General features: G+C 58.4%; 8 protein-coding genes. 7 read left to right on the forward strand and 1 reads right to left on the reverse strand.

Annotated elements, in window-relative coordinates:
• From VIL80_RS07755 to VIL80_RS07780, 6 genes are all read left to right on the forward strand, one after another.
• On the forward strand, positions 1-2910 hold a 2910-nt coding region (locus VIL80_RS07755; protein ID WP_332035549.1), incomplete at its 5' end, for a TonB-dependent receptor.
• Positions 2911-3025: 115 nt separating this feature from the next.
• Complete coding sequence (locus VIL80_RS07760) at positions 3026-4588, forward strand: tryptophan halogenase family protein (RefSeq protein ID WP_332035550.1); 1563 nt, start codon at positions 3026-3028, stop codon at positions 4586-4588.
• Entirely contained in the window at positions 4588-5598 is a 1011-nt protein-coding gene (locus VIL80_RS07765; RefSeq protein ID WP_332035551.1) for a cupin-like domain-containing protein, read from the forward strand. The genes VIL80_RS07760 and VIL80_RS07765 overlap by 1 nt, the downstream gene beginning before the upstream one ends.
• Before the next feature lie 32 nt (positions 5599-5630).
• Entirely contained in the window at positions 5631-7124 is a 1494-nt protein-coding gene (locus VIL80_RS07770) for a tryptophan halogenase family protein (protein ID WP_332035552.1), read from the forward strand.
• A gap of 124 nt (positions 7125-7248) precedes the next feature.
• A complete protein-coding gene (locus tag VIL80_RS07775) occupies positions 7249-8331 on the forward strand; it encodes a glycoside hydrolase family 16 protein (RefSeq protein WP_332035553.1) in 1083 nt (360 codons plus the stop codon).
• Positions 8332-8563: 232 nt separating this feature from the next.
• Positions 8564-11122: a glycoside hydrolase family 3 protein gene (locus tag VIL80_RS07780; RefSeq protein WP_332035554.1), complete on the forward strand. Its 2559-nt coding sequence runs from the start codon at positions 8564-8566 to the stop codon at positions 11120-11122.
• Positions 11123-11324: 202 nt separating this feature from the next.
• Here VIL80_RS07780 and VIL80_RS07785 read toward each other — a convergent pair whose 3' ends face one another.
• Complete coding sequence (locus tag VIL80_RS07785; protein WP_332035555.1) at positions 11325-12479, reverse strand: helix-turn-helix domain-containing protein; 1155 nt, start codon at positions 12477-12479, stop codon at positions 11325-11327.
• Between the two features lie 646 nt (positions 12480-13125).
• Here VIL80_RS07785 and glk point away from each other — a divergent pair.
• Positions 13126-14088, forward strand: a complete 963-nt coding sequence (glk, locus tag VIL80_RS07790; protein WP_332035556.1) for a glucokinase — start codon at positions 13126-13128, stop codon at positions 14086-14088.
• Positions 14089-14420: the final 332 nt, after the last annotated feature.

Below are 14420 nucleotides of genomic sequence, written 5' to 3' on the forward strand. Positions count from 1 at the left end.
TCCATCGCGGTGGCCATCGCCACCCTGGCTGGCGTGAGCGGCGCAGCCTATGCACAGAGCGAACAGGACGCAGCACTGGAAGAGGTGACAGTTCTCGGTATTCGCGGCAGCCTCGAAAAATCCATGGATGTAAAGCGCGATAGTCAGGGCGTCGTCGATGCCATTTCCGCAGAAGATATCGGTAAGTTCCCGGATACCAACCTGGCGGAATCCCTGCAGCGTATCACCGGTGTGTCTATTGATCGTCAAAACGGTGAAGGCAGTCGAGTCACTGTGCGCGGGTTTGGTCCTGACTACAACGTCGTGACCCTGAATGGTCGCCAGATGCCTGCGGCGAACATTGACGGTGGCAGTGCTTCCTCCTCCCGCTCCTTCGACTTCGCCAACCTGGCAGCCGAGAGCGTGAGCGGCGTTGACGTATTCAAGACCGGCCGTGCCAACCAGCCAACTGGCGGTATCGGTTCAGTGATCAATGTCCGCACCATCCGCCCGCTTGACCAGGCCGATACCGTACTCAGTCTGAGCGCCAAGGGCCTCCACGACACTTCCAGTGAGGAAGGTGACAGCCTGACCCCCGAGCTGTCCGGAATTTACACTGGCAAGTTCGCAGACGACACCATTGGTGTGGCCTTTGCTGGCTCCTTCTCCGAGCGCCACTCTGGCCAGGCGGGCTCCGAAACTGGTCCCGGTTGGTACACCATTCCCGGTGGCCAGGGTGATTGGGGCTCTATTGCTCCGGATAACCCCAATTTCGAGAACGCGCCGCAGGCAGGTGATATCTACTCCGTACCGCGTGGGATCGGTTTCAACTTCTCCGAGACCCAGCGTGAGCGTACCAACGCCATCCTGACCCTGCAGTGGGCACCGTCCGATGAGTTCGAAGCGACTCTGGATTACGCCTACGCAGAGCAAGACGTTGAGCACCAGTACAACGCCATGGGTGCATGGTTCAACGGCGTGCCCGTGTCCGGCTCCTTCACCGAAGGTTCTGGCAACGGCAGCGTGGTGGCGCCGATTGTCTACACCGATGCCACCGGTGCCGACGTGACCTTCAATGCCGGCGAATGGGGTACCGTTAACAAGAATGACTCCATCGGTCTGAACCTGGCCTGGAATCCCCGTGAGGACCTGACCCTGGCGTTTGACTACCACAACTCCAGCGCCGAGAACGGTGCCAAGGACGAGCGTGGTACCAATAACAACATCGCCGGTGTTCAGTACAACCGTGCAGCGACCACCGTTAACTACGGTTACGATCTGCCAGCGGTAAACTTCGACTTCATCGATGGCCAGGGCTTTGACCCGTCCCAGATGCTGACTTCCGGTAACGTGTTCAATAACAGTTACATGAAGCACGATATCGAGCAGGCGCGTTTTGACGGCACGTTCGATGTTGATGCCGGTCCGGTGAAGAGCATCGACTTCGGTATCGGTTTCAGCGAATCCACAAACCGCTCCGCCTTTGCCAATGCGCAGAACGACTCCTGGGGTGGTTACGGCACCGCAGCCGACTACGACGATGCCCTGTTTATACAGAAGAGCATGGCGGACGCGCTGGATGACTTCGGCAGCGCCGATAGCCCCGAGATGATCCCTTACTACTACGCCTCTGACTTCGAAGGTATGCGCGCGGCCATCGCTGCGATTGCCGCTGCGAACGGTGACACCCTGAGCCCTTGTGGTACGGTGCTGTGTGCCAGCAACGACTTCAGCACCGACCGCACCACGGTTGAAACCCAGCAGTCTGTTTATGCTCAGGTTAATCTGGCCTGGGAAGACGTCGCCATGCCGATGAACCTGGCAGTGGGCATGCGTTTTGAAGATACCGAGGTTGATGCCAAGGCAAAAGTGCCGGTGTATGACCGCATTGAGTGGGTAGGCGATAACGAATTCCGTGCGCAAACCACCGGTGTAGGCTTCAGCGAGCAGAAGGGTGCTTACAGCAACTTCCTGCCGAACGTGGACTTCGATATCCAGCTTAAGGAAGACGTTGTTGCACGTGCATCTTTCAGCAAGACCATTACCCGTCCGGGCTACGGCGATATCCAGGGTGGCCAGACCATTGACTCCCTGCTGCGCTTCAACGGCGGTAATGCCTTCCGCGGCAACCCGGACCTGGATCCGTTCGAGTCCACCAACTTCGACTTCTCTGCCGAGTGGTACTACGGTGAGGCCAGCTACATTTCTGCCGGTTACTACAGCAAAGACGTAGAAAACTTCATCGGTCTGGGTTCTTTCTCAGAAACCACCTTTAACCTCGCGCACCCGGCACAGGGTCCGCGTTTTGAAGAAGCGGCTGCGGCGCTGGGCACTAACGACCTGGGTGCGATTCGTGCTTACCTCGAATCCATTTACGGCAGCCCGGTTGTAGGCTCTGCAGCAGAAGGCGATGCGCTGGCGGAATTCAACGTACTGGCACCGGTGAACGAGAAGGAGGCCACCATTGACGGCTTCGAATTCGCGGTTCAGCACATTTTCGCGGATACCGGTTTCGGTGCACAGTTCAACTTCACTACGGTTGACGGCGACATTGCTTACGACAACTTCAACACCAACAAAGGTGACGGGGTTGAAAACCAGTTCGCACTGCTCGGCCTGAGTGATTCCATGAACGTTGTGGGTTTCTATGACAAGAATGGTATCCAGGCGCGTATCGCGTACAACTGGCGCGACGACTTCCTGGCCGGTACTTTCGATGGCAACGGTGAGCGTAACCCGGTATACGTTGCCGATTATGGCCAGTGGGATGCCAGCGCGAGCTACGATGTGCAGGATAACCTGACCGTGTTCTTCGAAGGTATTAACCTGACCAACGAGACCAAACGTCTGTATGGCCGTCATGAAAACATGATGATTGGCGCATACCAGACCGGTGCTCGCTATAACCTTGGTGTTCGTTACAGCTTCTAATGTTGTAGCCAGGAGTGGCGGCTTGCCGTCACTCACGTCTCGCAGGATGCAAAGGGCGTGAGCGATCACGTCCTTTTTTTTTGAAAAAACGTCCTTGAATTGGGAGGGCTCCACAATGCAACAGGCACCGTTATCCATCTGTGTACTGGGCGGCGGCGCAGCAGGCTGGTTGACCGCAGCAGTGCTGGCGGCGGAGCACGGTCGCGTTGCTGGCGGCGATTGCACAATTACTCTGGTCGAGTCGCCGACGATTCCTACCGTCGGTGTGGGAGAGGGTACCTGGCCGTCAATGCGCGAAACCCTGCGACGTATCGGTCTCAGTGAGCAGCGTTTGTTTACCGAGTGTGATGCCGCATTCAAGCAGGGATCATTGTTTTCTGCATGGAAGACGGAAGATCGCACGGACAAGTATTACCATCCGTTCTCCCTCCCGCACGGCTACTTTGAACAGGATCTGGCGCGCTTCGCCGACCTGGAATACGCCTACGCGGTCACGCCGCAGGCCGCTGTGTGTGACGATCATCTCGCTCCCAAGCAGGTGGCTACCCCGGAGTATGCGGGGGTGCTCAATTACGGCTACCACTTTGATGCGGTGAAGTTTGGGCTGTGTCTGAGCGACCACTGCACCCGCAATTTGGGAGTGCAGCACGTGCGTGCAAATGTGGCCTCCGTGGAGAGCGATGCAGACGGCAATATTGCCGCGCTGGTGACGGATGCCGGCGCGAGCCTCAGTGCGGACCTGTTTATCGATTGTTCTGGCAGCGCTGCGCTACTTATTGGTGAGCATTTAAGGGTCCCATGGGTAGACCTCTCGTCGGTTCTGTTTAATGACCGCGCGTTGGCAGTGCAGATTCCGCACATCTCTGCCGAATCACCGATCGCTTCGGTCACCCGCTCGACAGCGCGGCAGAATGGCTGGATCTGGGATATCGGATTGCCAACACGCCGTGGTATGGGCTACGTCTACTCCAGCCAGTTCACTGACGCAGCAGCTGTGGAGGCTGATTTCCGTGAGTTTTTCGGCGCGGAGATGTCACAGGGTGCATTGCAGGATCTCAATTTTCGCGAGCTGACTTTCCAGCCCGGCCACCGCGAAGTGATGTGGCATGGCAACTGTGTTGCAGTGGGTATGGCGGCGGGGTTCATTGAGCCTTTAGAGGCATCGGCGTTGGCACTGATTGAGCAGAGCGCCGGTCTGATCCGCGATTTCCTGCCGGCAAGCAAGCAGCAGATGGCGCTTGCTGCCAAGCGCTTCAATCACCAGATACTTGCCCACTGGGACAACATCATAGATTTCCTCAAGTTGCACTATGTGCTTTCGCAGCGTACAGACTCCGAGTACTGGCTGGCGCATCGACGGGACGAGAGTATTCCTGAAGCCTTGCAGGAAAACCTGGCGCTGTGGCGACACCGGGCACCCGCCAAGCAGGACTTCCCGCAGGCGCAACCCCTGTTCCCGCCAGCCAGTTATCGCTTTGTCCTCAACGGCATGGGATATGAGTGCGATCGCATGCGCGCTCCCCGCAAAGAGAGCGATGAGGTGCGCGCAAGAATGCTGCTGGCGGAAGTGCAGAAGCATCTGGTCAGTTTCAAGCAGGGACTCCCCACAAACCGCAAGCTGCTCAGCCAGCTCGCTGCGCGCGGTCAGGCGTCAGCGAGCAAAGGGAGAGTGGGATAATGCAATACCCAGAGAATATTCCACCGGTAGAGACCCGCAGCGACGTCACTGCAGACGAAATCCCCGCGTGTATCAATGGGCGCAACGAACCCTTGTTGTTCAAGGGTGTAGTCGCGCACTGGCCGATGGTTGCGGCGGCTAAAGCGGGTGAACTGTCGGACTATCTCGCACCGTTCGACCAGGGCCGCCCGCTGATGGTGTTTCGCGCTGGGGCCGAAACCGAGGGGCGCATTTTTTACAATGAGCGCATGGATGGCTTCAACTTTGAACGTACCGCGGGGCAGTTGTTACCGACCATGCGTGCACTCGAGAGTAATAGTTTCGGTGGCGAGTGCTGCTACGTCGGATCGACCCCGGTGGACCACCACCTGCCGGGCCTGCGTGAAGCTAGCGATATCCCCATGGGCGATGAAAAGCCGCTGGTGTCCCTGTGGTTTGGCAACCGCACCCGTGTCGCTGCGCACTTTGATTTGCCGGAAAACCTGGCCTGCGTGGTCGCAGGGCGTCGTCGCTTTACCCTGTTTGCGCCTGAGCAGGTAAGTAATCTCTATCCCGGCCCCCTGGACTTCAATCCCGCGGGGCAGGCCATTAGCATGGTCGATTTTTATGCCCCGGATTTTGCGCGCTTCCCACGTTATCGTGAGGCGCTGCAGGCCGCGTTGGTGGCTGAGATGGAGCCCGGGGACGTGCTGTATGTGCCGAGTATGTGGTGGCACCAGGTAGAGGGACTGGGCGATCTCAATGTACTGGTGAATTACTGGTGGCGCTCTACTCCGGCCTGGAGCGGCCTGCCCCAGGATGCACTGATGCATGCACTGCTCTCGATTGGCGGATTGCCGGTTGAGCAGCGCAAGGCCTGGGGGGAGCTGTTTCAACACTTCGTGGTAAACAGAGATCAGGCCTCGGAACATATTCCGGAGAACAGACACGGGGTGCTCGGCAATCTGAACTTGGACGCCTCGGCGCGACTAAAAAAATTACTCATAGAAAAACTGCAGCGGGCGCTGTAATCCTGACAGTGGGCGCATAAGCGGAGAGAGATATGGCTCAAGCGATTAAAAAAGTAGTGATTGCCGGCGGTGGTACCGCGGGCTGGATGACCGCGGCGGCACTTTCCAAGTTGATGGGTAGCCAGCTCGATATCACTCTGGTCGAGTCTGAGTCGATCGGCACCATCGGTGTTGGTGAGGCCACGATTCCAACTCTGGTTTTTTTCCATCGCCTGCTGGGTATTGATGAGGCGGAGTTCCTGCGGGAAACCCACGGCACTTACAAACTCGGCATCCAGTTTGAAAACTGGCGCGATGTGGGCAAAGACTACATCCACGCGTTCGGCGTTACCGGCAGGGACTGCTGGGCGTGTGGATTCCAGCACTTCTGGATGCGCGCGAAAGAGCTCGGCCTTGCCGGCGACTTCGGTGAATACTGCCTGGAGCGCCGTGCCGCGGAAGCGAATAAGTTCTCTCACCTGCCCAACACTGGTCTCAATTACGCGTTTCATATCGATGCCAGTCGTTATGCCGCCTACTTACGCAAATTTAGTGAGGGGTTCGGGGCGAAGCGTATCGAGGGCAAAATCGACCATGTACAGCTCCACCCGGAGAATGGCTATATCCGCTCATTGAAGCTGGATTCCGGTCAGGAGATTGAGGGCGACTTCTTTATCGACTGCACCGGTATGCGCGCGCTGTTGATTGAGCGGGCCCTGCATACCGGGTTTGAATCCTGGTCGCACTGGCTGCCCTGTGACAGCGCTATGGCCGTGCAGACGCAGGCCGTTCAAGCACCTATTCCCTATACCCGCTCGATTGCCCATGAAAGTGGCTGGCAGTGGCGCATTCCGCTGCAGACCCGGGTCGGCAACGGTCTGGTGTATGCGAGTAGCTACCAGAACGATGATTCGGCGCGAGGGCAGTTACTGGCAAATATTCAGGGCGAGATGCTGACGGATCCACTGAGCATCAAGTTCCAGACTGGACGGCGCCGCAAGCAATGGCACAAGAACTGTCTCGCAGTGGGACTGTCGAGCGGTTTCCTGGAGCCACTGGAATCAACCAGTATTCACCTTATCCAGCAGAATATCGTGCGCTTCCTGCGCTTCTTCCCACAGCAGGAAATTCACCAGCGTGAGGTCGATGAATTCAATCGCCAGTGTGAGTTTGATATGGAGCGCATCCGCGATTTCATCATCCTGCACTACAAGGTGACAGATAGGACAGATACGGAGTTCTGGCGCCACTGCCGACAGCTGAGTATTCCGGATACGTTGGCGGCGAAGATCGATATGTTCCGCGAGACGGGTCACGTATTCCGTGAGGCAAATGAGCTGTTTGTGGATTCCTGGCAGCAGGTGATGATCGGCCAGGGCTTGATGCCGCAGCGCTATCACGCGTTGGTCGACAGCATGTCGCAGCAGGAGCTTGGTGACTTCATTGGCCAGATCAAGCACAGCATCGACAACATTGTTGCGAATTTGAAAGACCACAACGAATACCTGGCAGGGTTTACGGCGGGAGCCATCAAGCCTCCGCGGTAACCTTCGGTGTTTTCGCTGCGCGCTGGTTAGCGTTCGCGAAATGTACTCGAAGATGGCGCGCTATGGGTTACCTATAGCGCGCCTCGCGCTGATGACCTCGGTAATGCCGCACAGGGAATTAAAAATGCCACAAGTTCTAACCTCGGTCGCGCTGGCGGCCACGGCTCTGTTATTAGCTGCCTGCGCTGGCGGTGATGATCGAAAAGTTACTGATACCGCGGCGATAGCCAAACACTCGTCAGCAGTTGACGCACCCAGCTGCCTCTCTGCTCCCCTGGCGTCCGGCTACTGCCTGGTGTGGGGAGACGAGTTCTCCGGTGATCAGATCGACCGCGGAAAGTGGACCCACGAGGTGAATTGCGCAGGTGGTGGCAACAATGAAGCCCAGTGTTACGTGGACAGCCGCGATAACTCCTGGGTCGCTGACGACCTGCTGCATATTCGCGCCCTGCGCCAGGAGGTGACGGGGCCTGCGGTATTCGATGATGACCCCGCCTATGCCGCGGAAGACACCTCCGGCAGCGGAACCTACACTTCCGCGCGTCTCAGAACCAAGGGGCGGGGGGACTGGAAGTACGGGCGGTTTGAAATGCGCGCAAAATTGCCGGAGGGGCAGGGTAGCTGGCCGGCATTCTGGATGTTGCCGAGTGGATGGGTTTACGGTGCTTGGCCACTTTCCGGTGAGATCGACAATCTGGAAGCGGTGAACCTGAAGGTTGGCGGTGAAAGGCGTATTCACGGCACCCTGCATTACGGCGGCAGCCGCCCCGACAACCGCTATACCGGCGAGGCGTATGAGTTGCCGGATGCGCGCAATCCCGCCGATGCTTTCCATACCTACGCGGTCGAGTGGGAAGAAGGGGAAATCCGCTGGTATGTGGACGGCGATCACTACGCCACCCAAACCAGCGCCGGCTGGTACACCACTGCTGCGCTGGACAATCCCAATGCGCCGTTTGATCAGGCATTCCACCTGATACTCAATCTGGCCGTGGGTGGCGACTGGCCGGCCAATGTGAACGATACCGGTATCGACGAGAGCGTGTTCCCGCAGGAATACCTGATCGACTATGTGCGGGTCTACCAGTGCACCGAGGATTTCGCTAGTGGCAGGGGCTGCGCCAGTTCAGACGGGGAGTTTGTGCATAACCCGGGTATCGTGCTGCCAGCCTCGCCGGTGGCCGCGGGCAATTCTGCAAATCGATAATGTGAAACTTGCCAAATAAATCCCTCCCGTCTCTCCGATAAAACCGTCCCATGTTGGTGTCCCGCGCAGAGTGGCAAGGTGGTTTGCACCATTTTGCGCCCGGGATTCAAAGTGGGACGACCCTTTTCAGCGCACGACTTAAAAAGGAGCCTGGAAAAGCCGGGTTTGGGGTCTCACTGAACGAGACTGGCCGGCAGTAGAAAGTCACAAAAATAATGGGGGTTGTGCGGTGATGAAAAAGCGAATTTTGCTGGGGGTCATCTCCGGTCTGATCGCGGGTGCAGGGCTCGCTGGCTGCTCTGAATCGAGCAGTGGCCGGAAAGCGGCCGCTGATCCGTCATCCAATACAGCAGGCGGCGGCGCCGAAGTGAGCGCACACTGGCCGCAGCTGCACAGTGGCATTGCCAAAGATCCCGCGGTGGAAGCCCGTATCGACGAACTTCTGGGAAAAATGTCCATCGAGGAAAAAGTCGGCCAGATGATCCAGGTGGAGATCCGGGCGGCAACACCGGATGACGTGAAGCAGTACCACATCGGCTCTATTCTTAACGGTGGCGGCGCCTTCCCCTATGACAACAAACACGCCTCTGTGGCCGATTGGGTCGCACTGGCAGATGCCTATTACAACGCATCCATGGACACCAGCGACGGCGGTGTCGCCATCCCAATGATCTGGGGTACCGACGCGGTGCACGGTCACAACAATGTGATCGGCGCGACCCTGTTCCCACACAACATTGCCCTCGGTGCGGCACACAATCCGGAACTGCTGCGAGAGATCGGCGCGGCCACCGCGGCGGAGGTGTCTGCCACCGGTATCGACTGGGTATTCGCGCCGACGCTGGCAGTGGTACGCGATGACCGCTGGGGCCGCACCTACGAGTCCTACTCCGAGGATCCCGAGCTGGTCCGCGACTACGGCGGCAAAATGGTGGAAGGCATGCAGGGTGCCGCGGGTGCCGAAGACCTGTTGCAGGGCAAGCATGTCATCGCCACTGCCAAACACTACCTGGCCGATGGCGGCACCCTCAATGGTATCGACCGCGGTGATGCGATCATCAGTGAGGAAGAGCTGGTGCGCCTGCACGCCCAGGGCTACTTCTCTGCGATCGAGTCCGGCGTGCAGACGGTGATGGCATCGTTCAGCAGCTGGAATGGCGAGAAGATGCACGGCAACAAATACCTGATGACCGACGTGCTGAAGCACCGCCTCGGCTTCGACGGTTTTATCGTTGGCGATTGGGCAGGTCATCAGTTCGTAAACGGCTGCAGCAACGTGAGTTGCCCGCAGTCCATCAACGCCGGTCTCGACATGTTCATGGCGCCGGACCCCAGCTGGAAAGAGCTGTACAAGAACACCCTAGCCCAGGCCAAGAGCGGCGAGATTTCCCCGGAGCGCCTGGATGATGCGGTGCGCCGTATCCTGCGGGTGAAAATCCGCGCGGGCCTGTTTGAAAACGGGGCACCCTCAGCGCGCGCGTTTGCTGCGGACGAATCCCTGATCGGCGCACCGGCGCATCGCGCCATCGCCCGCCAGGCCGTGCGCGAGTCCCTGGTGCTGCTGAAAAACAACGGCAACCTGCTGCCGCTCGCGCGCAACCAGCGTGTGTTGGTGGCCGGTGACGGCGCCGACAATATCGGCAAGCAATCCGGTGGCTGGAGCATTACCTGGCAGGGTACCGGCAACCAGAACAGCGACTTCCCCGGCGCTACTTCCGTTTACGGCGGTATCGCAGAAGTGGTACAGGCGGCTGGCGGCGTTGCCGAGCTCTCTGTGGATGGCAGCTTCGAACAAAAGCCGGATGTTGCCATCGTGGTATTCGGTGAAGATCCCTATGCGGAAATGCAGGGCGATGTATCCCATCTGGACTACAAGGGGGAAGCGGATCTCGTGCTGCTGCAGAAGTTGCGTGCGCAGAATATCCCGGTGGTTTCCCTGTTCATCACCGGTCGTCCTCTGTGGGTGAATCCAGAAATCAACGCTTCCGATGCGTTCGTGACCATCTGGCAGCCGGGTACCGAAGGCGCCGGTGTGGCAGATGTAATTTTCCGCAACGCCGCAGGTGAGGTGAACCACGATTTCAAAGGCAAGCTGACTTTCTCCTGGCCCAACGACGCACAGCCCACCCTGCGCAACCGCGGTGACAGCGACGCGCACGCCCAGTTCAGCTATGGCTATGGGCTGAACTACGTGGACAGTGTAGAAGTTGCCGCGCTTTCCGAGCAGAGCGGCCTCACTGCAACTGACGGCGAACAGGCACTCGCGGTATTCAATGGTCGCGCGCTGGATCCATGGAGCTTCCAGGTAACCGACGCGGGCAATCATCACTCGGTGATTTCCAGCAGTGTGGTCAAGCTGCAGGGTATTAGCGTGCAGTCCGTAGACCGCAATGTGCAGGAAGACAGCCGTCGCCTGCAATGGAATGGTGAGGGCAATGCCATCGCCGGCTTCTTTGCCAACAGCCGTACTGACCTATCCAGCTACTTGGGTAACCGTGGGGCACTGGTGTTCGATGTGAAAGTGGACGCGGCTCCAAGCGATGCAGTAAACCTCGGCATCTACTGCGGTATGGACTGCGGTGCCGAACAGTCCATCACCGAACTGTTGAAGGGGGCTGTGCCCGGCGAGTGGAAAACCGTGGCGGTAGACCTGCAATGCCTGGCGGACGCCGGCGCGAAGCTGGATATGGTGCTGTCGCCGTTCTATGTGCGCACTGCGGGGGCACTGGATATGACCGTCCACAATATCCATATCGCATCCAATGCGGATGCGGATATCCGCTGTGGATAAGGCCAATAGCCATTGTGAAAGTCTGATCCTTACTAGCTCACCCTAATCAAGCTGCGGCCATCGAAATATCCAAATCTCGGTAGCCGGAGCTCCTGAAAGGCATATAAAGCGCGGGCCAATCGCTATCAACAATAGCGATTGGCCCGCTAGTATGTGCGCTCTGATTGATTGGCAAAGCCGAATGTGTGCTGTTGCCAAAGCCTTACTGGGTCGCAGTGCCTGCCAGCGCCTGCTTGCGAAACTCCGTCGGGGACATGCCCACGAGCCGGCTGAAAAAACGGTGGAACGCCGATTTGCTGTTGAAGCCGGATTCCAGCAATACATCCAGCACGGTCATATCGGCTTTGTCCGGATCGGACAGCAGCGCCTTGGCCGCCGCCACCCGATAGCTGTTCACATACTCGAAAAAGTTTGTGCCGAAGTGCTTGTTGATGACCGCCGAGACTTCTTTTGCCGGCAGATCAATACGCTCGGAAAACTGTTCCAGATTCAGGTTCTTCTTAAGATAAATCTTGTCGTTCTCCATGGCGTTGCGCACTTTCTCGATGGCGGGCTCCGAGGGTTCCTCTTCCGCGGCGGTTTCACGGGCCTCCTCTTTCGGCTGGGTGACCAGCAACTGGTGGGCATAAGTGAGGCTGTAGGCGAAGAATGCATTGATCAGGATGAACGCCAGGTAGTTGTCGGCGATCCCCATGTAATCCGCCACCACATCGCTGGAAAACTTCGCCACCACGTGGACCACCATGGTCCAGCTCCATGAAATCAACACACCCCACGCCAGCGCGGACAGCCAGTGCAGTTCCGTTTCCGAATAGTGCGAGTACTCATCTTTCAGTGCGTGGCGGTAGCGGCGGATCTGTAACAGCGCCGCTACGGCGTAGGCAAAGGGCACCAGGGAAGCGAGGTCCCAGATAAATTCGATCGCGGTATCCGGCAGGGATTGCCCCGCATCCGCCACCTGGCGCAGGTCACTGCTGGATATACTGAAAATTGCGATACACATCAGTACCGCCAGTGCGGGAATCAGGTGTACCGCCTGACGCCGATTGAACTGGAGTTTCTGCTGGGTCAGCGAGCAGACATACAGATAGATTGCCGGTCCCTTCAGCAGCAATGCCGCGAACAGGAGGTAGGGCAGCAGCGTTTGTTCGAACCATGGGGCCACGGTGAACTGATCATTCCACAGCAGCAGAGTGCAAGCCGAGGCCACCGCTATAATCAGCAGGAAAGCCGTCAGCAGGCGACCATCGTGGCGTGCGCGGGTGGGGAGTATCGATTGGAATACTGCCAGCAGCAGGCACTCCGCCGCGGTCATCAGCAGCACCACGTCGTGAATATTGAATATGTATTGTTTCATTGCACCCATCGCCGAGGAATTGCGTTTTTATGATTTTTTATCGCTCTTATAGCCGCGAGTATAAGAGAATTCGCACAGGGGTAGGAGCGCGGGCCGCGACCATACCGTCTGTGGAGCATCCCGTTTGCTGATTTTCCGAAAGTGACACCGCCCAGTTTGAGGTTTTTTTCAAAGTGGGGCGACGGGGTTGGTGCTGCACGCCACACTGCCGTCATCGGGTTTCCCGTTCCCTGTGCGACGGAGAAGCGTTCTTGCTGGACGCTTCGGCGAATCCCGCCACGCAGGCGCCCGACATCATCTCTCTTCTCCCGCTGATATAGGTCATTTCTCGTCGACCTCTGGGACCGGCAGGTTAAACCTGCCGGAATTTTTCCTCCCCCCCGCTGGTGCCAGTTAAACTGAAACCCGGACGCCACAGGATATTGCCGGCGCCTCATCCCTCCATATTTGTGTCTCCCACACCGGGGAGGGGTAGAGTTTTTGTTGGCAAATCATTACCTTAGAGCGCCATTTTTTTCAGGGCTGTGTTTGGGCACAGGGGTGGTTCGGGACATGCGTTTCCGGACTATAAATTCAGACGAGAACTCGGCCCCTGTCTCCGGTCAATCGATACGGCCCATATAAAGGAACGTTTAAGGAATTTGCCATGACCAGAATCGTTGCGGACATCGGCGGCACCAATGCCCGCTTCGCCGTCGCCCACCCACATCAGGGCGGCTACCGGCTGGAAGCTATTCAGGTGGTCAACTGCGCCATGTTTGATGACTTCTACTCCGCCCTTGGTCAGTGGATCGAAGGCCTGGATCAGCCGCGGCCGACTCAAGCGTGTATCGCCGTTGCCGGCCCGGTGGAAAAGACCCCCGAGGGCGGCCGTGTGACCATGACCAATCTGGGGTGGGAAATCCGCGCCGAGGAGCTGTGCCAGCGCTTTTCCCTGGAGCGCGCACTGGTAGTTAACGATTTCGCCGCCCTGGCCCTTTCACTGCCGCGACTGCAGGAAGAGGACAAGTGGGCGCTGCGGGATGTTCCGGCGCAGGCCAATGGCCCGATGGTGGTACTCGGCCCCGGTACCGGGCTCGGCGTGGCGGCATTGGTGCACGACGGCGGCAACTATCGTGTAGTACCGGGGGAGGGCGGTCATGCCAACCTGTCTGCGGGCAGTGAGCGCGAGCTGGAGCTGCTGCGCATCCTCGCCCGCGACCAGATGCCGGTGTACAACGAATATGTGCTGAGCGGTAGCGGTCTGGTTAACCTGTACCGCGCGGTATGCGCGCTGCACGGCCGTACCGCAGAAGCGCTGACCCCGCCCGACGTCAGCAGTCGCGGTCTGGATGGCTCTGACCTGCTGTGCCGGGAAACCCTGGTCGACTTCCTCAATTTTCTCGGCAGCGCCGCCGGCGACGCAGCCCTCTACTATGTGGCCCGCGGCGGTGTATTCCTGGGGGGCGGTGTGCTGCCCCGGATCGAGTCCCTGCTGCCGGAGAGCGAATTCGAACAGCGCTTCACCACCAAGGGGCGCCTTGGCAGCTGGCTTAAAGGCGTGCGGGTAGATGTATTGAAGGCCGGCTACCCGGCCCTGGTCGGCGCCGCCGCCTGGCTGGAAAACTGACCTCTGCGTTTCCACGATTCTGAATATCTCCTTGGGGGCTGAACAATTTTTGTTCGATGCGTATAATTCCCCGCCATGGTGACCTGGGGCAGGCCCTCCTCCTTCGCCGGCCCCGGCTTCTCCCCCCTCCTCCCCCCCTGGGGGTGGAGGATACGGACTTCGGGTAGGCCTAGGATGGCATTACTCACCATAACGATAAGTCCAAGGGAGATGATGATGAGTCTGACAAACAAACGTTTCCGACCGGCACTGCTGTCTGCAGCTATTGCCGCGTCCGCTGTTTCCGTTGGTGCCATTGCGCAGGAAGAAGGCAACACCCAGCTGGAAGAAAT

The sequence above is a fragment of the Microbulbifer sp. genome (assembly GCF_036563125.1).
Classification (GTDB): domain Bacteria; phylum Pseudomonadota; class Gammaproteobacteria; order Pseudomonadales; family Cellvibrionaceae; genus Microbulbifer.